At 39.0% G+C, this 22,221-nt stretch carries 20 protein-coding genes and 1 tRNA gene; 11 read left to right on the plus strand and 10 right to left on the minus strand.

Annotation, left to right across the window (positions count from 1 at the left end; translation table 11 throughout):
- Positions 1-6: 6 nt before the first annotated feature.
- Positions 7-384 carry a lysostaphin resistance A-like protein gene (locus AC1DYB_RS13980; protein ID WP_477435765.1) on the minus strand — a complete coding sequence of 126 codons (378 nt, stop codon included), beginning with the start codon at positions 382-384 and terminating at the stop codon, positions 7-9.
- A 104-nt stretch (positions 385-488) separates the two neighbouring features.
- Between AC1DYB_RS13980 and AC1DYB_RS13985 the strand changes: the two genes are divergently transcribed.
- Positions 489-929, plus strand: coding sequence for a hypothetical protein (locus AC1DYB_RS13985; protein ID WP_477435767.1), 441 nt, complete (start codon positions 489-491; stop codon positions 927-929).
- A 34-nt stretch (positions 930-963) separates the two neighbouring features.
- Here the strand turns inward: AC1DYB_RS13985 and AC1DYB_RS13990 are convergent, their stop codons facing one another.
- The 4 genes from AC1DYB_RS13990 to AC1DYB_RS14005 all read right to left on the minus strand — a co-directional run bounded on the left by AC1DYB_RS13990 (position 964) and on the right by AC1DYB_RS14005 (position 4,686).
- Positions 964-1,539: a hypothetical protein gene (locus tag AC1DYB_RS13990; protein WP_477435769.1), complete on the minus strand. Its 576-nt coding sequence runs from the start codon at positions 1,537-1,539 to the stop codon at positions 964-966.
- Positions 1,540-2,714: 1,175 nt separating this feature from the next.
- Positions 2,715-3,131: a hypothetical protein gene (locus AC1DYB_RS13995; protein WP_477435771.1), complete on the minus strand. Its 417-nt coding sequence runs from the start codon at positions 3,129-3,131 to the stop codon at positions 2,715-2,717.
- Positions 3,132-3,288: 157 nt separating this feature from the next.
- Entirely contained in the window at positions 3,289-3,759 is a 471-nt protein-coding gene (locus AC1DYB_RS14000) for a hypothetical protein (protein ID WP_477435773.1), read from the minus strand.
- Positions 3,760-3,858: 99 nt separating this feature from the next.
- Entirely contained in the window at positions 3,859-4,686 is an 828-nt protein-coding gene (locus tag AC1DYB_RS14005) for a hypothetical protein (protein ID WP_477435775.1), read from the minus strand.
- A gap of 43 nt (positions 4,687-4,729) precedes the next feature.
- Here AC1DYB_RS14005 and AC1DYB_RS14010 point away from each other — a divergent pair, with 43 nt between their 5' ends.
- A complete protein-coding gene (locus tag AC1DYB_RS14010; RefSeq protein ID WP_477435777.1) occupies positions 4,730-5,434 on the plus strand; it encodes a tRNA1(Val) (adenine(37)-N6)-methyltransferase in 705 nt (234 codons plus the stop codon).
- A 15-nt stretch (positions 5,435-5,449) separates the two neighbouring features.
- Here the strand turns inward: AC1DYB_RS14010 and AC1DYB_RS14015 are convergent, their stop codons facing one another.
- Positions 5,450-6,124 carry a hypothetical protein gene (locus AC1DYB_RS14015; RefSeq protein WP_477435779.1) on the minus strand — a complete coding sequence of 225 codons (675 nt, stop codon included), beginning with the start codon at positions 6,122-6,124 and terminating at the stop codon, positions 5,450-5,452.
- Between the two features lie 199 nt (positions 6,125-6,323).
- Between AC1DYB_RS14015 and AC1DYB_RS14020 the strand changes: the two genes are divergently transcribed.
- On the plus strand, positions 6,324-6,818 hold the full coding sequence (locus tag AC1DYB_RS14020) for a metallophosphoesterase family protein (RefSeq protein WP_295719948.1): 495 nt from the start codon (positions 6,324-6,326) through the stop codon (positions 6,816-6,818).
- A 35-nt stretch (positions 6,819-6,853) separates the two neighbouring features.
- On the opposite strand, the gene rnhA is transcribed toward AC1DYB_RS14020, so the two are convergent.
- From rnhA to AC1DYB_RS14035, 3 genes are all read right to left on the minus strand, one after another.
- Positions 6,854-7,321, minus strand: a complete 468-nt coding sequence (gene rnhA, locus AC1DYB_RS14025) for a ribonuclease HI (protein WP_295719950.1) — start codon at positions 7,319-7,321, stop codon at positions 6,854-6,856.
- A 67-nt stretch (positions 7,322-7,388) separates the two neighbouring features.
- Positions 7,389-8,141: a hypothetical protein gene (locus tag AC1DYB_RS14030; RefSeq protein ID WP_477435781.1), complete on the minus strand. Its 753-nt coding sequence runs from the start codon at positions 8,139-8,141 to the stop codon at positions 7,389-7,391.
- 95 nt (positions 8,142-8,236) lie between these two features.
- Positions 8,237-10,339, minus strand: coding sequence for a heavy metal translocating P-type ATPase (locus AC1DYB_RS14035; protein ID WP_477435783.1), 2,103 nt, complete (start codon positions 10,337-10,339; stop codon positions 8,237-8,239).
- Between the two features lie 116 nt (positions 10,340-10,455).
- Between AC1DYB_RS14035 and AC1DYB_RS14040 the strand changes: the two genes are divergently transcribed.
- From AC1DYB_RS14040 to AC1DYB_RS14075, 8 genes are all read left to right on the plus strand, one after another.
- Positions 10,456-10,529: transfer RNA gene (locus AC1DYB_RS14040), tRNA-His, on the plus strand.
- A gap of 131 nt (positions 10,530-10,660) precedes the next feature.
- Entirely contained in the window at positions 10,661-12,034 is a 1,374-nt protein-coding gene (locus tag AC1DYB_RS14045) for a tetratricopeptide repeat protein (RefSeq protein ID WP_477435785.1), read from the plus strand.
- Between the two features lie 487 nt (positions 12,035-12,521).
- Positions 12,522-13,004, plus strand: coding sequence for a hypothetical protein (locus AC1DYB_RS14050; protein ID WP_477395708.1), 483 nt, complete (start codon positions 12,522-12,524; stop codon positions 13,002-13,004).
- A gap of 214 nt (positions 13,005-13,218) precedes the next feature.
- Positions 13,219-14,154 carry a ring-cleaving dioxygenase gene (locus AC1DYB_RS14055; protein ID WP_477435787.1) on the plus strand — a complete coding sequence of 312 codons (936 nt, stop codon included), beginning with the start codon at positions 13,219-13,221 and terminating at the stop codon, positions 14,152-14,154.
- A gap of 2 nt (positions 14,155-14,156) precedes the next feature.
- Positions 14,157-14,783, plus strand: coding sequence for an alpha/beta hydrolase (locus tag AC1DYB_RS14060; protein ID WP_477435789.1), 627 nt, complete (start codon positions 14,157-14,159; stop codon positions 14,781-14,783).
- Positions 14,784-15,176: 393 nt separating this feature from the next.
- Positions 15,177-18,185 (plus strand): SusC/RagA family TonB-linked outer membrane protein, encoded by a 3,009-nt coding sequence (locus AC1DYB_RS14065; protein WP_477435791.1) that lies wholly within the window; start codon positions 15,177-15,179, stop codon positions 18,183-18,185.
- Between the two features lie 23 nt (positions 18,186-18,208).
- Positions 18,209-19,795, plus strand: coding sequence for a RagB/SusD family nutrient uptake outer membrane protein (locus AC1DYB_RS14070; protein WP_477435793.1), 1,587 nt, complete (start codon positions 18,209-18,211; stop codon positions 19,793-19,795).
- Positions 19,796-19,876: 81 nt separating this feature from the next.
- Positions 19,877-20,968, plus strand: coding sequence for a phosphatidylinositol-specific phospholipase C1-like protein (locus tag AC1DYB_RS14075; RefSeq protein ID WP_295715810.1), 1,092 nt, complete (start codon positions 19,877-19,879; stop codon positions 20,966-20,968).
- 92 nt (positions 20,969-21,060) lie between these two features.
- On the opposite strand, the gene AC1DYB_RS14080 is transcribed toward AC1DYB_RS14075, so the two are convergent.
- Positions 21,061-22,221, minus strand: a complete 1,161-nt coding sequence (locus AC1DYB_RS14080) for a trans-sulfuration enzyme family protein (protein WP_477435796.1) — start codon at positions 22,219-22,221, stop codon at positions 21,061-21,063.

Raw genomic sequence — 22,221 nt, forward strand, 5'->3', positions numbered from 1 at the left:
TTCTATTTAACTAAATGCAAGTATGTCTAAAATAATATGGAAAATAATTAAAATTTTTATGCTTTTATATTTTGAATAAAACGCGCCGAAAATAATACCGAGGAAAAAAGTGTAAAATAATTCACGCCTGCTCCTGTAGCCAATATGAATCATGGAAAAGATAAAGGCAGAAAGAATTATTGGAGGGACGGAAGCCCGGAATAGGAAAATTAAGCGCGGGATAAGATAGGCCCTGAAAATAAGCTCTTCAGTGATCCCTGCCGTCCCCCTTTGGCGCGAGTATGCAGCTCTGGGAATGAGGGCAGAGTACTCGTGACTTTTATGCTTATTTATTTCAAATCCTATAATTTTCCAACGATTGCCACTTGGTTTCCATCGAACCAATGGGGCTTTATGTCGAACGCGTTTTTATTTGCTCAAGTCCTCGCCTTTCTTTGAATCGTTTTTTAACCACGCGACTAACAACCGCTCATTAATTAAGGATTATAATGAAAAGAGTTTTATTTTTTGTAGTTTTTGCCTTTGTGTCTTCGTTCGCCAAAGCATCGGCGCCAATTGATTCAGCAAAAAAGGATACAGCAAAAATCAACAGACAGGTAGTTAAATTGAACGAAAAACTGGCCGACTTACAAACAGATCTTACCAAGATACAGAATCGTATTCCCGATGAACAGGCAGCGGTAGAGCAAACTGCATCAAGTTCCAATAAGGCGCAGGAAGAAAGTCGTAAAAAAGCGGCAGCAGCAGTAGGGGGCGATGTTGGAGATACCCGTAAAGCTGCGAAAGCAGCGCGAAAAGCGGCCAACGAAACCAGCGACGCGGAGGATGCGAGCCATAAATTAAAAAAGGATCAGGAGAAAGTAAAGAGCATTAATCGTGAAATTGAAAAAATCCGGGGAAAGATCAATAAGCTCCAACAGGATGACTAAGACAGGGCAAATAATCTAAATTCGAACTATTAGGTTATTCCACAATCTGTCCCATCTTTATTCGTTTTAATTTAGAATCGTTGAAAATGTAAATAGTTTCGAATGTTGATTCATCGTTAACTACAGTTATGGTATCGCATTTTATATTTGTTATTTTAACTAATTTAAGAAATTCATCTTTTGTCATTCCAATTGATATTTTTTTATTTAAAAGAATTTTGCCATTTTTTATATCTCCCTCCTTCAAATAGAAACCTTCGTTGCGATATAGGGTAAGTTTATTTATGCTATCTGTGAAATTATACAGATCGTATGAACCGCCCTCGGAATTTTTTTGTTTTTCAAATTTTAAAATAACTGGATTTAGGAACAACGACTTAATTTTAGCCGTATCTGCTTTAAAGACCTCAAAGGCTAAAGCATTAAAGCTAAATTCATTGTTGACAATAATTGTGTCACAGCTCAAAATGGGAAAATGTTTTTTTACTGTTTCTTTTCTTTTAGACCTTATTGTCTCGGATTTATCTTGTTTTCTTGTTTGAGTTACGTTGCTTTGACATCCTTCAAGAACTAATGCCAATAAGAAAAAGAAATATGTCGATATTTTCATTTTATTGAAGTGTTAAATTATTTAGTTGCGGAAATAATTGATAAGGCTAACAAGGTTTTTGTAAATTGGATCGTATCTGGCGCGCCAGGCAGTGACCGAAAGCTGGAGTGCCAATAAAGGAATTTGTTGAATATGAATCACAAATTTTGATTAATATTAGTTAATTTGAAGAAGAAGTGTCGTATTAATTACAAGGAGAAAAACTGACCTTATAATCTGTGAAGCATAATAATCATCAAAATTTCGTCTTATTTTTGCGCCAAAAATTAACAATATAATTGAGAGGGCTGGTAATTCAAGCCAATAAAACAAAGTGTATTCTTTTTTAGCAAAACAGCCTAATAAGAACATTATGATACACGTAGAATATAGGCAGCCCAAAGCAATAGAGATTATATAATTTTTATTAGACGGAGACTTCCCTAAAAAATAGAACCCAAGAGGAAAGTAGCATATAGATAATACTCCGCTAAATATAAATAGATCCAACGTCGACTTGTAATTAAACGCGATTTTTAAGAATAGAGAAATAAGAATAAGCGCGATAAACAGCTTTTCAAACTTTTTTATAGTTTTTATTGAATTGATAATATTTTTCACGGTATTATTTAAAAGTTGCTTTGTATGAAAGTACCTCGCGCCAAATGAAGGAAGATTGCACTATAGAAGATTTAGTTCCCTAGCCATAATTAAAAATAAAATATATAAAAACATCAGTTCGATTGTGGTTGGCTTTCTGTATTTGGGGTTCACAATGTTACATACGGTTAGTATGAGTACAAAGCATGCTAATTGAAGTCTGCTTCCAAATACATTTAGAGTGTGATTTGGATTTTCAATAATTGGTCCCGATAAAAAATATATCGCAGCAAGTTCAATTATAAAAAGAATTGGAAAATAAATTTTCTTGATCATATAACTTCTTTATTGCTTATAGCTAATTGTTTTGATCAATGAAAAGTTGGTCAACCATTATATTTTTCTCTTTGGCATATTCAAAATCTTCCAAGGATATTGTCTTACCGTTTTATTCCTACCGCCGCTACTCAAGGGGACACCCTTGTGGTCCGCATGCTGAGTATGCGCCATCTCTTTTATAAAGTCGTAAGTATTCCACGTTTTTGGCCAGGGCTGCATTGCGCCAAATTGGCGAAATATCCATGGACTATAATATTTTATCCTAAAATATTATTCATCATATCTCCGCCCTCACTCCTCAAAAAGTAAAATTTCACAAGCAAACTGGATATGATAAATAATGATGCAAATAAATAAATATGATCAACATAGATTCCACAAAAAAGTGATATTGTGAAAAATAACATTTCAAATGATATATCCATATTATAACGCAAACTTAATATATTGGCACTTTCGTTCACGGTAAAATCAAATTTTCCATCAGTCAATTTATAATATCTCAAATTCGATTTAAATTTCCATTGTGACTCTTTTTCGTCATCAAATGAGATGTTTTGCTGTGTGTTTTGTACAATTCTATAATCTGAATCGTTTAAAAATGCAAGAATTCTTTCATGGGTATCTTTTCGCTGAGAAATTATTTGTTTTTTGATTTGGAATTTAATTTTCATATTGATTATCATTAGTTAGGAACAACTAATTGCAATAACAGTTAATCATTTTATTTATAGAAGTCCAGGTGTACAAATGCCTCCCTGCTTGTTTCTTCATATAATGCCGTGTTCATCAAGGAGTGTAATTGAACTTATTTAACATATTAATTATGAGCTATGCTGTTTTAGCCAAATCTTCATAATCCAATAATAATTTATTTAACAAACCGGCTTCGTCATTACTGATAAGCCCTTCTTGTTGATAAGGAACAAATACATCAATAATGAAGTCGTATTCTATTTGAGTCTTAATTTTTTTTCGTTTTATTATTTTCTTGAGTTTATTTTCCCGCTTGAATTCAAGTCTTGCATTCTTGATTTGCTGCCAAAAATAATTTACCGCCTCGCCGGAACCATCTTGAAAGTATGTTAATACATCATTTATTATAATACTTAAACTTTGTTTGTTTTTAAATTTAGGATTTGGATTCTGGAGGTCGTTTTTCCAAGACGAATATGTATTTAGCACATGCTGCTTGGTGCTGTTATCCCAGTTTTTAGGTGAATAAAGTCTGAAAGATGTCAACGCAATATCTATGGCAGCTATTAGTTGCCTTGTTTGTTCTTCATAACTTAGTTTATTCATGCGTATATTTTGAAGCTTTATTCGCCCTCTGACGCGAGTATGCAGCTGTGGTTGAAAGCGGGGCGTACTCGCGACTTTACGGATTTAGTTCAACTCATTTTAGGTTAAGTAATCTTCAAAGTAGAAATTCAAAGCACTTATGTTAATTCCATCTTTACCCGTCCACCAATCAATTGGATATTCCCAGTCTGTTGTATGTATCGGTCTAATGGCACGTTTGTTTAAAGGTTTATAGCTATCGAAATAACCTTTATGTATTGATGTTTCCAGGATGCCACAAATGCCTAATATTTCAATAATCACCCTGCGCTCACCTGCATTTGATTTTAATACTTTGGCCAGTTTTTTCTCCAATTGATTTGGCTTATCTGTTGGCTCACAATTTTTAATTACGGTAATTATATTCTTTAAAATATTAATGTCGTCAATGTTTGGCTCAATGCCTTGTTCTTTGTTAATCACATCTAAATTAAAAGCGTTATATAATGGATCGGTTAACCTTACGCCGCCCCATTTAATACGTTCGAAATTGAACACATTAAGATTCTCCTGTCTTTTTTCGTTTTTGTATATCCTGCATACATTACAATGGTATGAGCTATCGGCCGAAAAGTTATGCTTTGGAAAATGCCGTGCAAAAGCATAGCTTGATAAACCCGACCGCAAATGAGGCTGCCTTGTTGAAAGACTGCTTAAAAAGCATTTAACAATGTGTTTTCTCGATGTATTTTCAAAAACCGATAAAAGCCAGTCTGTAATTTGTTTATGATCCACAAAAATATCGTTAAACATTAGCCCTTTGCTTTTGGCATATTCAAAATCGACAGGTGTGGTTGTAAAATTCTGTTTCCATCCGGCGGATGACCAGTGTGTATCAGTTAAAATTTTGAGCGCTTTTTTATCCATCAATTGTTTATGAGGTGCCATTAAAGATAAATGATTTTGGCTATTTAATTATAATTTCGCCCTAATGTTCCACTTTAAACAATTCAGCGTTGACCAAAGCGGCTGCGCCATGAAGATCAATACCGATGGTGTTTTGCTTGGCGCGTTAACGGAGGCTGATAATCCGGTGTTCATTTTAGATATTGGTACAGGCACAGGCGTAATAGCCCTGATGCTTGCCCAGCGTTTTGGCAATGCCCAAATTGATGCTGTTGAGATTGATGAAAGCGCTGCCAAAACAGCCCAAAAGAATTTTGGAAATTCGCCATTTACCAGCAGGCTTAGGCTTTATCCATCGGGCTTTGAAGCGTTTTTTACGACTCGCACGGATAGGAAATACGATTTGATCATCTCAAACCCTCCATTTTATATCAACTCTCTGCAATCGCCGGGCGCAAAAAGAAATTTGGCTAAGCACGCCGGGGATGGCTTTTTTGAAGGATTGATTGAAGCGGTATCAAACAACCTAAGTAGTGATGGGGTATGCTGGCTGATATTACCGCCGGATACTGCCCAGATGGTTAAGGATTTGGCTTTACGACGCGGACTTTATCTGCATAAAATAATAAACGTGCATTCGTTTAATGATGACGCGGCACATCGGGAGATCCTGGCTTTTGGGTTTGAGCATAAGCAAGCCATAACACAGGAGTTTGTGATTTATGATGAGCCGAAGATTTACAGCAAAGCGTACCAGGAGGTATTGAAGGAATTCCTGACGATTTTTTAGATTAATACCTGTTTCTTACAAAAGATTTTCTAACGATACGGTGGCTTCGGCATTGGTTAAAGTTAATGCAGGGGTCGACGCGTCAATGGAATATAGCTTGCAATTAAAAGTAAGTTTAATTTTCAGCGTTGCACCAGAGCCCAATGTGGCCGGCATCGGGGTTACCGATATAATATTTGCAGTGCTGCCTGTTTGTGCGCCTGTAGCACTTGTATAAAAGTTTCCCTGGCTGTCTGTATAGCTAATGTTGATGAACTTAGCATCAATGGCATTATGATCTGTTCCGAAGGCTAATACACCTGTTTTGATAAAGGCGTTAAAAATAGCTTTTTTATCATCGGTTGGTAAAACATGGTAGGTTCCAAACTCAACACCTATTTGCGGGTTAAGTGTTTGCGCCTGAGATATCAGGGCAGAAAGACTACCGGTAATATCGCCCGCGTTATTTGAAGTTGCCGCAGCCGAACCAATAACCCAGCCTTTAACGCCATCGGTTGTTTGCCAGGTCAAAGCCTGACCATTTAAAGTGCCTTTAAAATAATATTCGCCGGTAATTGTAGTTGGATCGGTTCCCGGGTTTGTGCCGGTTGCTGTCGCGCCGGGTGGCAAAACATCGCCCTCCAGCTTACAACTGTTAACCACAGCCATTAAAAACAGGAAAGCAAAAATTCTAAGGTACCAATCTCTCATACAAACCTGTTTTTATTTTTAAGCACTTATACGTGTACCTAATATATAATAGTTTCGCGGTATTTTAAATATTTAAAACTATTTGTTACAATAATTGTATACTCCGCGGTAACAAAAGGACGCATACCGGAGAGTTGACATGTGAATTTTCTATTTTCTTGTTTGTTGCCTGCGGCATCTTCTATCTATATTTGCGTCCATGACCCATATTGGCCTTATATCTGATACCCATAGTTTCCTGGATGATGCCGTTTTTAAACACTTTGAAAACTGTAATGAAATTTGGCATGCCGGTGATTTTGGCACCCTTGAGCTGGCAGATAAACTGGCTGCCTTTAAACCACTGAAAGGTGTTTACGGTAACATAGACGGTAAAGATATCAGAACGGTTTATCCCGAAAATCTTCGTTTTAACTGCGAGGGGGTAGATGTTTGGATAACGCACATTGGCGGTTACCCCGGCAGGTATAGCCAGGCTATTAAGCATGAGATATACAGTAATCCGCCAAAGTTATTTATCTGTGGACATTCACATATCCTCAAGGTGATGAATGATAAAAAGTTAGGCTGCCTGCACCTTAACCCCGGCGCTGCCGGCAAGCAAGGCTGGCACAAAGTGCGTACCCTGATGCGCTTTACTATTGATGGTGATAAAATCCAGGATCTGCAGGTTATTGAACTGGCCGGGAGGTAAGTGCGGGTTTATTAACAAATTTAACTGTCAAATAATTATAATAAACCAGCCTTTGCGTTTTCTACCTCAAAAACCGAATCGATAAGCAGCGGGGTTTGTTTGCCGGCAGCAACAGCCAGCTGGTCGCAACGTTCATTTTCGGGGTGCCCGTTATGACCGCGTACCCAGGTGAATTTAACCTGGTGTGGTTTGCTCGCCTCTAAATAGCGCATCCATAGGTCTTTGTTTTTTTTACCTGCAAAGCCCTTGGCGACCCAGCCATTCACCCATCTTTTTTCGATAGAATCGATAACGTATTTAGAATCAGAAAAGATCATTACCTGGTTAGGACTTTTTATAGATTCCAGGCCCTTTATAACAGCCAGCAGTTCCATCCGGTTATTGGTGGTTTTGCGAAATCCCTCGGATAGCTCCTTATAATGCTTCCCCGAACGCAATATCACCCCATACCCCCCCGGACCCGGATTACCACTTGATGCACCGTCTGTATAAATCTCAATCATAAGGCAAATATAGTAAAGCCCCCGGCCCCGTAAAAGGGGAGTTTTTGACAGTTTTGTATTTATAAAGCTAAATACGTTTTAATTGCGGTTTCACCTTCGCAAAAAAATCCCTGTAGCTCTGGTGCTGTCTAAAGTTGGCCTCTCCCGGAAAACCGCAGTTTTCCATACAGATTCTTAAATAATCTATAAAGGTTGTCTGATTAGGCTCATTTAGAAACAAAGCGTCAATGCTCTCTTTTTCTGTGATCTGTATTGAATAGGGAGGGCCACCGCTGATATTATCTTTATGCAGATAATCGGCGGCTAACTCTAATGCAGGTATTTCATCGGCGTCATATTCCAAAACTTCATTGAGATAATCTTTCCAATCATCGGTTGAGACTTCGGCAACAAGATCATCAAGGCTACTGATCTGAATAGGGTCGGCACAATCCCAAAGTAAACAAGGTTGTGTTTCGTAATCCCATGCAAAATTGCATGTGCCTACAATTTTGTAAAATAGCTTTAGTGAAAGGGGCACTTTCCCAAAGTCATTTATTGCCTCATCAAGTTTTTTAACTAATTCATCTGTATTTGGTAACGGATCCGGTAATGGCTTGTCGGAATTAAAATCAAATTCTGTTTTAAAAACATAGTTTATGTTAATTAATTCGTGGTAGATGATGTGTAGATTAAAAGCCACTCTGTTAAATGTTTCAGTAAGTACCGCATGCACATCATCAAAATATTGATCGTTAAAAGCGTGCTCTTTTAAATCGTAAATATCAGCATACACAGAAGTACCGTCTTCTCCATTTAAATAACGCTCAATAAATTTCATAAAATCTAAACGTTTAATAGGATGCTATGATAGTAAAAAAACAATTAAAAATGATCTGCTCAATTGTTTTTTATGACATACTATTGCTCCCCCCTTCAGGGGGCTGGGGGGCTCACTTTTTTTATCTTCAACCTCAGGGAGTTACCTATAACCACAACATCCGAGAATGCCATGGCAAAAGCGCCAACCATAGGGTTTAAAAAGCCAAAGGCAGCAACAGGGATAGCTATAATGTTATAAGCAAAGGCCCAGAAAAGGTTTTGCTTAATGGTCAGTAATGTATGTTTACTGATCTGTAAAAACTTAATAACAGAAAGCAGATCGGTATTAAGCAATACCACATTGGCAGATTGAATGGCTACCTGACTGGCATCGTTCATGGATACACCTACATCCGCTTTGGTTAGGGCAGGGGCATCGTTGATACCATCGCCTATCATAATGGTTTTGCCTTTTTGTTTGTAGATATCAATAACCTGGAGTTTTTCGTCGGGCAGTTTTTCGGCGTGTACCTCGGTGATTCCAATCTGGCTGGCTACCTTCAGGCAGCGGGTTTTCTTGTCGCCGCTTAAAAGGATAGGAATGATGCCCATCTTTTTAAGTTTGATAATCATAGACGCGGTTTCGGGCCTGAGCTCATCGTCAATTGCTATCTGCGCCAGCAACTTTTGATTTTGGTAGAGTGAAAGGTTAAAATGGTCCTGGGCGTTTTGTTTGGCTGTACCTAAAAAGTAGTGGTTACCCTCTACATCTTCGGCGCGCATACCCAGGCCTTTTTCCTCTTTAGCAGTCTTGAGGATCACTTTTTGCTGAGGTAGCTTTTTCAGCCCCTCGACCAATGATTTGGCAATGGGGTGGTTTGATCGTTCCTCGATTGCAGTAACAATACCCCTGATGAGCTCTATATTGATGCCCGGTTCAACTTTGATCTCATCAATGCTAAACTTACCGGTGGTAAGCGTTCCGGTTTTATCAAATACCACATATTTGGTGTGGGCTACCGCTTCAATGATATCACCGCCTTTAATGAGTATTCCGTTTTTGGCAGCACGACCTAAACCAACCATCACAGCGGTTGGGGTGGCCAAACCCATAGCGCAGGGGCAGGATATTACCAATACTGCAATAGCATTCATAAGCGATTTTTGCATGCCGGCACCACCCGCAAAATAGGTGATGATGAAAGTAACAAGAGCTATCAATAACACCGCGGGAACAAATATGGAAGCTACCTTATCACCCAGCTTTTGTACCGGAGGTTTAGCAGCCTGGGCTTTTTTCATCAGATCAATGATCTGTGATAGGATGGTATTTGAACCAACCTTAGTGGCCAGCATATGAAAATTGCCGTTAAGCAGGATGGTGCCGCCTATTACTTTGTCGTATTTTTCTTTTTCAACAGGCATACTTTCGCCAGTAAGCATGGCTTCATCAACAGATGCGCTGCCAGAAAGTATTTCGCCATCAACGGGAATCTTATCACCTTGATTTACGATGAGGGTATCGCCCGGGCGTACCTCTTTGGCATTTATTACTTCAATACCGCCGTTTATAACCCGGTTGGCATTTACTTGCTGAAATTTAATAAGGTCTTTTACGGCCGAGGTAGTTTGAGTTACCGAACGTTTTTCAAATACATTACCAAGCAATACAAGTGTTATGATTGTAGCGCAGGTTTCATAAAACTGATATTGTGAGCCCAGGTTTTGGATTGTGCCTGCCAGGCTGTATACAAAGGCCGCAGTTGAGCCAATGAATATCAGCACATCCATATTGGGCATACCGCCTTTAACAGAGCTCCAGGCACTTTTGCCAAAATGCAGGCAGCCTACTATAAAAACAGGTAAGCATAAAAGCAACTGCACTAAAGGCTGGTGTAAAAAATGCCAGGGCAGCAACATATGCATCAAAAGTGGCGCTGTAAAGATGGCGCAGAATATAAATTTGTTCTCAACAGGCTCATAAAATGCCGGAGAATGCTGCCCGATGTCATCAATTACTTTAAATCCTAAATTTTCTATGCCTTTTATTACTTCGGGCAGTTTGGAGTCGTCGCTGGTGGAGAATTTTACTTCTTCGCTGGCAAAATCAACGAGTATATTTCGTAACCCTTTTTTTTCGAGGAGTTTATGAATAGACATGGCGCAATTATTACAATGCATCCCCGTCACATTCAGTTCAATTAATTGCTCAGCCATAGATACAAATCTAAGCATTAACTAAAATCGTTCTGAAAAAATGAGGTAAACTGAATGTAATTTTAAAAAGAGTTTGCAAATAGCGTAGAGATTTCTATTTTTGCACTCTCCAAACGGTAGATGTAGCTCAGTTGGTTAGAGCATCGGTTTGTGGTACCGAGGGTCGTGGGTTCGAGCCCCATCATTTACCCAGATATTTTAAAAGGTCAAGGTTTAAATAGTCTTGGCCTTTTTTTATGCTCCTAAATAGCTTTTGATTGTGTTCGATAATTAATCCTACATTTTGTATAAAAACTTAATACATTTAGCTAATTGAAAAACATGAGGAAAATTGTACTGGCTATTTTAATTTTAATTTCAGGCGCTACCGAAAGCGGATTTGCACAATTAGTAACCTCAAAATATTTAAGTGAACTCTCAAATACCAAAGACGATACGTCAAAAGTTAACTTATTATTAAAGATCTCCAATCTGTATTCCAATGAAGATCCCGGTAAGTCCATTCGCTTTTCGGAAGAAGCACTACTCCTGGCTAAAAAGTTAAAGTCCGAAGAAAAGGTAATGATGGCTTTAAATAGCCTTGGTTTCAATCAGTTTATAGCCGGAATTTATTCCCAAGCTTTAAAAAACGGCTTAAAATCTCTTCAGCTCGCTCAAAGGTTAAAAAATAGAGTTGGCATTTCTGCTGCATACAATACATTAGGCAATATTTACAGGCGGCAGGGAGACTACGCCGATGCAATTACCAATTTAAAAATGTCTAAATCATTTTCGGACAAAAAAAGCGAAGTGTCTGTGTTATCTACATTGGGAATAACAATGTTGGAAAATGGAGAACTCGATTCAGCCATACACTACGCTCAAACAGCTTACCAGTTGTCTGTTCAGAGTAAGTTTCCAGCTATGTCAATTATTTATAACCGTTTGGGAGATATGCAGCTTGCCCTCAAAAACGAAAAATTAGCTGTCGAATATTATAGCATGGGTATTCAAAGTGCACTGGATAGAAAGCTTCCGCGGTGGTTGTGTTTTAATTATGTTTCACTTTCCAAGCTCTATTTAAATGAGAATAAAGTAGATTCAAGTATCAGCTATGCACACAAAGCTTACGGTTTAGGGAAAAACAAGTTTCTGCAACAAGCGCAAACAGCAGCCCAAATTCTTTCAGATAGTTATGACAAACTAAACAAATCAGATAGTTCCTTAAAATATCTCAGAACCGCAATACAGCTTAATAAGGTGATGTTAGATAATAAAGAGGAAGCTGAAATCCAAAATTTGATATTCGAAGGGCGACTTCAAAAAGTCGAAGCAGATGCCGAGCAGGCGAAATTGAAAACGGAGCGGGCTCACAATCTTCAAAATTCGGCCATAGCTGTCATACTAATTATCTTGATCCTTGTGTTTTTTTTACTGAGCCATTCTATTTTGGTTAAAGAATCATTTATAAAAGCTTTAGGGATTTTGTCGCTGCTGATTATTTTCGAATTCATCAATCTCCTTATTCATCCTTATTTAGGAGAATTAGTAAATCATTCTCCTTTACTCATGTTAATTATTATGGTTCTGATAGCGGCGCTGTTAATTCCACTCCACCATAAGCTGGAACATTGGATCACGGGTAAAATGGTAGAAAAAAATCGTAAAATAAGATTAGCTGCGGCCAGAAAAACGATTGAACAATTGGAGAGCTAAATCTAAATCGTAGGTCTCAGTAGCTTGGTTTAAACTTTTAAACTCCTGAAAAAGTGAGCATATATTATTGATGGCTGTCTTCTAAAATTTTAGAAAAACCCCCGATTTCAATCAATTCGTCCACAAAACGGTTCAAATTCTGCCCCATCATTTACCCAAAATCCTCTCATAAAAATGGGAGGATTTTTTGTTGATACTAAATTGCTTCGGGTCAAGGACTACGTCCTTTTAAAGATTTTGTCCTTTTTTTGCCATCAAGTCCGTGTTTTCTGGATTAACTCCCATGCGAGTGAAGAAACTATTTCAATCGTGTTCTTAAAAAAGAAGATGTACATGCCCGCTCGATTCTCGTTATCAGGTCGCCAAAAAATCACGCCAACAGGCAATGTGAGCATAGTATACAGTTTTTATAAAATTTTGATTGTTAGATATTTAAGTTATAGCTTTAGTGTAACAAACCAGTTACTTAAATTTAAATCTCTAAATCATGAAAAAGCTATTTGTTCTTTTTTTATTGGCGATGCCATTTGCGGCAATGAGCCAGGCCCACAGCGGTTATACCGCCGCTTATTCATCAAGTTTCAAAATCGCTGATCCAAGTTATTCAGAAAAAGTCTTGATGCTTTGGAAAGATTTTGAAAACAATGCTTTGGATAAACATCTTGAATGGTTCGCCGACACGGTAAACATGATGTGGGCAAGCGGGAATAACATAAAAGGGAAAGCCGAAAACCTTGCCAATGCAAAGCAATTCAGAAGTTCAATAACAAATTATAAAGTTACTGTAGATGCGTGGGTGAGCTTAAAAAGTACAGACAAGAATGGGGTTTCAGTTTGTATTTGGGGAAATGAAGAATTTACTGATAAAGATGGGAAGCAAGTTAAATCGCGTATTCACGAAGTTTGGGGATTTAACAAGGATGGTAAAATTGATTTAATGCTGCAATACGCCGGCGGCGGGACTATGTAATATTAAAAAATAGAATTTCGTAATATTTTAAAGGAGACTGCCTTAGGGTGGTCTTTTTTTATGGTGGTTTGCTAACATGGAGAATGTTAATATTAAAAAATCAGGCCGAAATTTTTTAATCCCGGCTTTTAAATTTCTTGTTGTAGGTCAAGTTTTCTGGACAGATTAGGAGGTAATTTTGATGTAAATAAAACAAACACTAAAAAATATTATCATGGAAAATACAATTAACGGCATCCATCACATTACAGCCATAGCAGGCAATGCTAAACGTAACTATGATTTTTACACCAAAGTACTTGGCCTTAAGCTGGTGAAAAAAACAGTGAATTTTGATGATCCTGAAACCTACCATTTATATTATGGTGATAAAGAAGGTACACCAGGCACAATACTTACTTTTTTCCCCTGGGAAAATATTTCTCCGGGCCGCAGAGGTGCACGCCAGGTTACAGAAATTGGTTACTCTGTACCCGAAGGCAGCTTTGATTTCTGGCTTAAACGCTTTGAGGCAAAAAATGTAATTTACAACAAGGTAGCTGAAAAATTTGGCGAACCATATCTTACATTTTTGGATCCGGACGGATTAAAGCTTGAATTGATAGCCGCTAAAAATACAGATGCCCGCTTACCATGGGAAACTGATGAAGTTAAGGCTGATAATGCCACAAAAGGTTTTCATAGCATCACTATTACTACCAATAAAATGCAACCAACAGCTGATATTTTAACAGGTGTATTTGGTTACCGTTTATTAGAACAGCATGTAAATCGTTATCGCTTTATTACCGATACTGTTGAAAACGCAGCAATAGTTGATCTGGTTGAGGTTGCCGGTGAAGTTGCGGGGCATGTAGCCGGCGGATCTGTACACCACGTTGCCTTCCGGGTTAAAAACGAAGAGGTATTAATGCAGTACCGCGAAAAAATTGCAGCCCTTGGTTTGCATATTACGGATAAGATTGACAGGAACTATTTTTATTCACTGTACTTCCGCGAACCAGGTGGTGTGTTATTTGAACTGGCTACCGATAATCCGGGTTTTGCAGTTGATGAGCCGGTTGATGAATTAGGTACTAACTTAAAATTGCCTGCACAGCACGAACAGTTTCGCAGTACCCTTGAAAGAACATTGCCAAAATTATATTGATCATGTACACACATCAAAAAAAATATATAACAGCAGGTACCCCGGCGAAAGATGCCGGGGCTGCATTAATCATGATACACGGCCGGGGTGGTACTGCTCAAAACATCATTAGTTTGGCCGGCGATTTAAATGTTAAAAACATGGCCATATATGCGCCACAGGCTACCAACAACAGCTGGTATCCATATAGCTTTATGGCACCTGAGGAGCAAAATCAGCCGGCGTTGAGTTCGGCACTTGAGGTGATAGGAGATTTGGTGCAGCAAATAATAGCAGATGGTATCCCTGAAGAAAAAATTTATTTCCTGGGTTTTTCTCAGGGTGCCTGTCTTACGCTTGAATATACAAGCCGAAATGCTAAACAATATGGGGGAGTAGTGGCATTTACCGGTGGCCTGATAGGCGAAGAGGTAATCTTAGAGAAATATAAAGGAGATTTTAAAGGCACACCTATACTCGTAGCCACAGGTGATCCCGATCCGCATGTGCCATTAATTAGGGTAGAAGAAAGTGTAAAAGTTATGAAAGAGCTTAATGCCACAGTTACACTTAAAGTTTATAAGGGTCGCCCTCATACTATAACCCAGCAGGAGATTGATCTTGCAAATCAATTGATATTCGATATTTAATGAGCTATACGCTTTAAATCAGTACTATACTTGTGTTTTCCTTTATGGGGCAAAGTCTTTAAATAGATTTCTGCCCCATTTTTTTGTCTTAAAATCGCGGTCTATTTTTAAATAATATAAATCCGGAATTATAGGGTACTTTAAAAATATGTTAATCGTATGTTAATGTATTTTTGCTTGTTGTAAAGTTTTCTTACATATAATTTAATTATTAGCTTTAAGTCCAATTATATCTACCCTAATTATTGATTTTTACTTGCGAATAAGTTAATACACAATTTATTTCCAGCTAACAACATAAGCGTTTTTTTGCACGAAATATCGTTTGCTAACATTCTTTGGCAGGCAGTTTTCTTACATGCAAAAAGGGTTTATAAAAATTAATTGAAACTTATGAAAAAACACTACAGACTTATTTTAAGGTTGTTTTATGATTTTAAGCCAAAAGCAGTTATGCTTTTGCTGTGCATGCTGATTGGTTCGGCAAGTGCATTTGCTTTTCAGCAGGGTAAAACAATAAAAGGAACAGTAACTGATGAAAACAACGCTCCACTGCCCGGTGTAGTGGTAACTGTTAAAAGTTCCGGAAGATCCACAACAACAAATGGCAATGGCGCTTACCAGGTTAACGTAAGCGGAGCTGATGACGTTATAAAGTTCACGTTTTTAGGATCGGTACCTAAAGAAGTAACCGTGGGCACAAAAAATGCTATTAACGTTACCCTGGTAACTGATACCAAGCAATTGAAAGATGTAGTGGTTATTGGTTACGGTACATCAAGCCGTAAAGATGTAACCGGTGCAATTACCTCAGTTAAAGCAGAAGATTTTAACCAGGGTGTATTAACTACCCCTGCCGAACTTTTGCAGGGTAAGGTAGCTGGTTTAAACATCACCAAAAGCGGTGACCCTAATAAACAACCGACCACTATATTAAGAGGTCCTTCAACTTTCCGCACCGGCGCGGCACAACAGCCATTTTATGTAATTGATGGTGTTCCGGGTGCATCTATCGACCTTTTGGCACCTGCCGATATTGAAAGTATCGATGTGTTAAAAGATGCATCATCAACAGCAATTTACGGTTCACGTGCTGCAAACGGGGTAATTATTGTTACCACACGTAAAGCAAAGGCCGGCCAAACCAGGTTAACCTATAGTGCATACGGCGCTATGGAAAAGGTATCAAAAAACATTGATATGCTTACCGGCGATGAGTTGCGCAAATACCTGGCCGATAATGGCGTAACACCACTAAAACAGCCGTTAGATGATGACGGCTCAAATACCAACTGGCAAAAACTTGCAGAGCGTACAGGCTATTCGCAAAATCACAATCTTTCATATGGTGGCGCGGGTACGAATTCGGAGTATGGTGTAAGCGTAAATTATTTGAAAAATAATGGTATCCTTAAAAATACCAGTTTGGAGCGTACTATTTATAAAGGCTATATCAACCAGCGTTTTTTTGATGACAGGCTTAAGTTAGGTTTAACTTTAACCAACAGTGCAACCAAAAATAATGATATTGTTCAAAGCCAGGTATTGCCGGGTATATTGTTTTACCTGCCTACGGTAAGTCCGTTTAACCCTGATGGAACTTACAAAGAAAACTTTGCCCGTACAGGCAGCGGCACTTTGAACCCGTTATCATTAATTGATAATAACTTTATCAAAACCGACAATAATAAAACCCTCATAAACGGTATTGCCCAGGTCGACATTTTAACTGGCTTAAAGTTTACGCTGACGGGATCGACCCAAAAAGAGCAAAACAATGTAAATACCTACTATAATAGCCAATCGGGCATTGCGGTTGGTGCAAATGGCGTAGCTAACCGTGCCGCTTACACCAATACCAGCAACGTAGTTGAAGCTTATTTTAATTACGATAAGGTTTTTGGTAAGCACTCTATTAAAGCATTGGCCGGTTACTCGTATCAGCAGGATCGTACCAATGACGGCTTTGGTGTACAAACCCAGGGCTTTTCAGATGATAATTTAACGTACAATAATTTGTCGTTCTCAAATCCGACAAACCTGTCGCAAATTATTTTTAACCCGGCCTACATTTCAACTTTAAGATTGATATCATATTACGGTCGTTTAAATTATCAGTATGCTGATAAATACCTGTTGCAGGCCTCGTTAAGAGAGGATGGTTCATCGGCCTTTGGTTTAAATCATCGCCACGGTTATTTCCCCGCGGTTTCTGCCGGATGGAAGATCATCAGCGAAAAGTTTATGGAAAGTATGCCAGTGATTAGTGATCTGAAACTAAGGGCCGGTTATGGTGTATCTGGTAACAGCCTGGGTTTTGATGCCTTTACCGCTAAGTTAATATACGGAACCCCTCCGGGTGGTGGCGGAAAGTTTTTGAGCAATGGGGTTATCACCAACTCTATTGGCCCAGTACGTAATGAGAATACCGACCTTAAGTGGGAAAGTACAGCAACCACCAATATTGGTTTGGATTTCGGTATACTGCAAAACCGCATTACAGGATCTGTTGACTATTATATCAAAACAACATCTGATCTGATCACCGACTATTCGGTATCGTCAACCCAGTATCCTTATCCGGTGTTAACAGCTAATGTTGGCAAAATAAAAAATAGTGGTATCGAGGTTGTATTGAATGCCATCCCGGTAAAAACCAACAGCTTTACCTGGCGCACATCGTTCAACGTATCGCACAATAAAAACGAGGTAGTAAGCTTATCAAATAATCAATTTACTATTAACAATATTTTAACCGCGCAATTGGGTGGTAAAGGACAGTCATTCTTAAGTAGTCAGATTATACAACCAGGTTATGCAATTGGTACCTATTACCTGTGGCACTATTTGGGTAAAAATGCAGCTGGTGTAAGTACCTATCAAAAAGCCGATGGTTCAACCACCGCTTCGCAGCCGCTTACTACTGATCAGCGTATAACAGGTAGCGCGCAGCCTAAGCTTATTTATGGCTGGAACAACAGTTTCTTTTACAAAAACTTCGACCTTAACTTCCTGTTCCGAGGTGTTTATGGCAGCCAGATCCTGAATGCTACAGCAGCATCTTTAAACAATCCGGCCGATTCCAAATTTCAGAATATCCCGAGATCCACCCTTGGCGAATCATATAAAGATATTAACGCTTACCTGGTATCAGATCGCTATTTAGAGAGCGGCTCATATCTGCGTTTGGATAATGCTACCTTAGGTTATACCATTAAGCCGCATATCCAGGCTATCAAGAGCCTGCGTTTTTACGCATCTGGCAATAACATCTTTATCATAACCAAATACAAAGGTGTTGATCCCGAAATAAATATTGGCGGCTTAACGCCGGGCATCGATAACAAGGATTTTTATCCTAAAACCCGCACGTTCAGTTTCGGTGTAAATGCATCATTTTAAAACATTCAGCTAAAGATATACAGATGAAAAAGATATTAATATTATGTGCCGCAGCAATTGCCATCCTGGGTACATCCTCATGCACAAAGTTAGACGTACCTGTAGAGTCGCAGTACGTAAAATCAAATTTCCCGGTTACCGATGCAGATTACAACGCGCTGCTGGGTACCATTTATTCAAACCTTTCTTCACAATTTGCTGTGCCTTACTGGCGCATGCAAGAGCTATCAACAGACGAGGCAATATTGCCTGCCCGTGATGGTAACTTTGATGATGGCGGCCAGTACAGGCAGCTGCATTACCACAGCTGGACATTTGATCATCCTAACGTAATAGGGATATGGCAGTGGGGTTTTGGTGGTGTTAACACCTGCAATCGCATACTTACCGTTATTAACGCTTCCTCTTCATCGCCAGCAAAAAAGGCAGCTTCATCTGCCGAAGTTAAGGCTATGCGTGCTTTATATAATTACTTCATGATGGATTTGTACGGTAACGTGCCTATTATCACTGATTTTCCGGTAACAGTACAGCCTGCAACACAATCACGTGCCAAAGTGTACCAGTACATTGAAAGCGAATTGTTAAGCGCGTTGCCACTACTGCCGGCAAAAACAAGCAGTAATGCAGCTTTGTATTATGGTCGCCCAACCAAAGCAATGGTTTTTGCTTTGTTGGAGAAAATGTATCTTAATGCGCAGGTTTATACCGGTACCGCTAACTATACCGGTGCTGTTGCCATGGCCGATAGTGTTTTAAAGAATACTAACTATAGCCTTGACGTTAAATACCGTGATATATTTTTACCAAATAATGGTCCTCAAATTAACGAAACCATATTTGCTATTCCTTATGATCAGCAAATTCCGGGTAATCAGTTTACCAGGTTTGGTTTCTTTTACTACCTGGTGCAAGCCTATGGGTTTAACGTAGGTTTAAGTATTGCCATGAGTACCACCCCAGAGTTTTATAACAGGTTTAATCTGCCAAATGATGTTCGCTCAAAAACATGGCTGGCCGGACCTCAATTTGCACCGGATGGTGGTGGTGGTTTCACTACACAGCCCGTATATTACCCGGGTACCACAACTCAAATTTATATTGAGCCTAAATTGACCCTGGTACCAGGCAAACCTATGGATTTAGGAAATACAATTGCAAGCCAATCAGAAGGGGTGCGTTCCATGAAATATTATCCGGATCCTACTATTATACAGGCAACCCGCCTAAATGGTAACGATGTGCCTGTATTACGTTTGGCAGATGTGATACTAATGAAAGCTGAAGCTATTTTACGCGGAGCCTCTGCTACCACTGTTAACGGAGAGTTGCAAACCCCTGATGTATTGGTGAATAAGATCCGTACACGTGCGGGTGCCCCTACGGTAGCTGGCATCGATCTTGACGGTTTATTAGATGAGCGTGCGCGCGAATTTTCATGGGAAGCATGGCGTCGTAATGATCTAATTCGTTTTGGTAAATTTGAAGTGGAATATCCATTGCCAAATGATGTGCTGAGTATGAATAAAGATGTTACCCGCAGGTTATACCCTATACCATCAACCGAAATTAAACTTAACCCTAAATTGGTTCAAAATCCTGGGTATTAATTTATAGTTGATATTAATGAGCGCAAAAGGTAAAACTTTTGCGCTTTTTACGTTTTAATTAAATAGTAAAATAAATAAAAAATGAAAATTATTAGCGGCTTACTGATTAGTCTTTTACTTCCTCTTTCGTTTTTAAAAAATGATCAGGAGGATCTCACTATAAATAAGATCCAGGTTATAGGATCACACAACAGTTATAAACGGGCTATTGATCCTAAACTATTCCGTTTTTTGCAAAAGCGCGATTCTGTGGGGATGAGCAAAATTGATTACGACCATATTGGCCTTTCAGATCAGCTTAATTTGGGCTTAAATGCATTGGAAATAGATGTTTATGCCGATGCCAAAGGCGGTAAATATGCACACCCTAAAGGGCTTGACTGGGTACCTGGTCAACCACCTTATGATACACAGGGTGTAATGAAAGAGCCCGGCTTTAAGGTTTTTCATATACAGGATATTGATTACCGCAGCAACTGTTTAACTTTTAAACTTTGCCTGCAGGAACTGAAAACATGGAGTGATGCACACCCTGATCATAATCCTATTTTTATTACCATGAATGCAAAGGATGAGCGAATGAAGAAACCGGGCTTTACCGTGCCCGAAAAATTCACATCCAAAACGTTTGACCAACTTGACAAGGCTATATTAGATAACCTTGGTAAACAATACTTAATAACGCCCGATGATATACGCGGAAAGTATAAAACCCTTGAAACAGCCGTATTGCACAACAACTGGCCAACATTGAAAGCCGCAAAGGGTAAATTTATTTTTATACTTGATGAGAAAGGAGCTAAAAGGGCATCTTACATAGCAGGCCATCCTTCACTTAAAGGACGGGTATTGTTTGCCGACGCGCTTCCGGGAACTCCCGAGGCTGCTATTCATATCATGAATGATGCTAAAAAAGATTTGGCGGCAATAAAAAGGCTGGTAAAAAAAGGCTACATCATCCGTACCCGTGCGGACTCTGATACCGAGGAAGCCCGTAATGATGATAAATCATCGTTCAAAGCTGCCCAGGAATCGGGCGCGCAAATTATTAGTACTGATTATTACCAAAAAAGCACTCACTTTAAATCTGATTACATGATCAGTTTTAGCGGAGGAACTTATTTTAAAGTAAATCCTCTGTTTAAAAATGCTACTGTGATGGCAACAAAATAGTCTGATTGTTTGCATTCAGCCCACATCTTTCAATGGTGTAGGGCCTTTATCAATATAAAACCGGTCCGCACCCTGGACCGGTTTTATTTATTTTAAACCTTTGCCAATGCTTGTGTTAAATCATCTATCAAATATTGTGGTTCTTCTAATCCAATATACATCCTGATAAGTTGATGGTGATCATCTACAGCACTATAGTCCTGCTCTGCAATTGATGCAATTGCCGGTACCACCAAACTTTCATGCCCTCCCCATGAAACCGCTATGAGGATGTGTTGCAATTGATTACAAAAGGTTTCGATTTTTGCGAAAGAGGAATCTTTTAAAATAAAACTAAATAGGCCGCCGCAGCCCTGCATTTGTTCATGAGCAAGTTCTGTTTGATCAAAATCAGCACTAAAGGGCCATAGTACCCTTTGCACTGCTTTATGACTGCTCAGCCATGCGGTAACTATCTTGGTACTTTCAAAACTCCGGTGTAAACGCAAAGGCAATGTTCTTAAACCTCTTAGCAGTAACCATGCAGAGTGAGGAGAAAGGGCAGGGCCAAGGTTCATAAATTCATGATCGAATATTTTTTTGATCATGGCTCTGCTTCCTGTGAGTACGCCGGCGGTGATATCAGAGTGCCCTCCAATGTATTTTGTAGCCGATTGTGCAACAAGGTCGATCCCCATTTTTATAGGTTGTTGAAAGAGCGGCGTACAATAACTATTATCTATCATGGTTATTATTCCGCGCGACTTTGCAAAGGCAGCTACTTTTCTGATGTCCTGCACCTGGTACGTGAAAGTGTTGGGGCTTTCTAAATAGATAATACGTGTTTGTGGCAGCACCGCGTTTTCAAAATTGCTAAAATCGGCTCCGTCAATAAATGTGGTGGTGATGTTAAATTTAGATAAAAAATCATTGAACAGTTTTTCTGTCCAGCTGTAAGGATCTTTAACAGCAATAACATGATCGCCGGCTTTAAGCAACGCAAGCATAGATACGCTAATGGCCCCAATTCCACTGTTAAATAATAAAGCGTCTTCGGCTCCATCTAATGCAGCCAGTTTTTTTCTTAAAATAGTAAGTGTAGGGTTTTGCCCGCGTGAATATAAGTTGGCCCCAAATTCATCGGCCATAGCCAGCCTTAAGTCGGTTATCGTTTTAAAGGCAAAATTGCTTGACTGTACAATAGGCGGCGAAACTGCATTGAAATAATTCTCCCGGTCTTCGCCCAGTTCATTTAAAATAAATGAAAGATCCAT

This window comes from Mucilaginibacter sp. P2_A4 (genome assembly GCF_056405015.1).